We start from the raw sequence: 1667 nt of genomic DNA on the forward strand, positions 1-1667 counted from the left end.
CGTTGACTCTTTTCAACAAACCACAAAGACATCGGAACTCTATACCTACTATTCGGCGCATGAGCTGGAATCATAGGCACAGCTCTAAGTCTTCTCATTCGAGCTGAACTAGGCCAACCCGGTAGTTTACTAGGTAGTGACCATATCTATAATGTCATTGTGACAGCCCATGCATTTGTTATAATTTTCTTCATAGTTATACCCATTATAATTGGAGGGTTCGGGAACTGACTAGTACCCTTGATAATTGGTGCTCCTGACATAGCATTCCCCCGTCTAAATAATATAAGCTTCTGACTTCTTCCCCCCTCTTTCCTGCTGCTAATGGCATCAACCATAATCGAGGCTGGCGCCGGAACAGGTTGAACAGTATATCCCCCCTTAGCAGGAAACCTCTCTCATCCAGGGGCCTCCGTAGACTTAGTTATTTTCTCCCTCCACCTAGCAGGGATTTCCTCTATCCTAGGAGCTATCAACTTCATCACTACCATTATCAACATGAAGCCCCCCGCCATATCCCAGTATCAAACCCCATTGTTTGTCTGATCTGTCCTAATCACAGCAATCCTACTACTCCTCTCCCTGCCAGTCTTAGCTGCCGGCATTACTATACTATTAACAGACCGCAACCTTAACACTACCTTCTTTGATCCTACTGGAGGGGGAGACCCTATCCTATACCAACACCTATTTTGATTCTTTGGCCACCCTGAAGTCTACATCCTCATTCTCCCTGGATTCGGAATAATCTCCCACATTGTAACTTACTACTCCGGGAAGAAAGAACCATTTGGGTATATAGGTATGACCTGGGCTATAATGTCAATCGGGTTCCTAGGATTTATTGTATGAGCCCACCATATATTTACAGTAGGCATAGATGTAGACACACGAGCTTACTTCACCTCTGCTACCATAATCATTGCTATTCCTACTGGAGTTAAAGTTTTCAGCTGACTTGCTACACTTCATGGGGGCAATATCAAATGATCTGCCGCAATACTTTGAGCCCTAGGCTTTATCTTTCTATTCACCATAGGGGGCCTTACCGGTATTATCTTAGCAAACTCATCCCTAGATATTGTACTACACGATACGTACTATGTTGTCGCCCATTTCCACTATGTCCTGTCAATAGGAGCTGTTTTTGCCATTATAGGGGGCTTCATCCACTGATTCCCTTTATTTTCAGGCTATACATTAGACCAAACTTATGCCAAAGCCCACTTTATTATTATATTCATAGGTGTAAATTTAACCTTTTTTCCACAACACTTCCTTGGCCTATCTGGAATACCCCGACGCTATTCTGACTACCCCGATGCTTATACCGCATGAAATGTTCTATCATCCATTGGCTCCTTTATTTCACTAGTAGCAGTGATCCTAATAATCTACATGATCTGAGAGGCCTTCGCCTCAAAACGCAAGGTATCAATGACCGAACAATCCCCCACCAACCTCGAATGATTAAATGGCTGTCCCCCGCCTTATCACACATTTGAAGAACCAGCCTATGTTAAACTAAACGAAAAAGGAGGGAGTCGAACCCCCTAAAACCGGTTTCAAGCTAATCCTATAGCCCCTATAACTTTTTCAATAAGATATTAGAAAAACTATTTCATGGCTTTGTCGAAACCAAATTATAGGCTATAACCCTATATATC

1 pseudogene is annotated in these 1667 nt (G+C 42.9%); it reads left to right on the forward strand.

The features are described 5' to 3' along the window. Window positions 1-6 precede the first annotated feature (6 nt). Window positions 7-1470 (forward strand): annotated as a pseudogene (locus tag ACFIJK_RS09155) (cbb3-type cytochrome c oxidase subunit I); the annotation flags it as partial. Window positions 1471-1667: the final 197 nt, after the last annotated feature.

Origin of the sequence: Bartonella sp. PS17NMGDW, assembly GCF_042193555.1 — a bacterium.
GTDB lineage: Bacteria > Pseudomonadota > Alphaproteobacteria > Rhizobiales > Rhizobiaceae > Bartonella > Bartonella grahamii.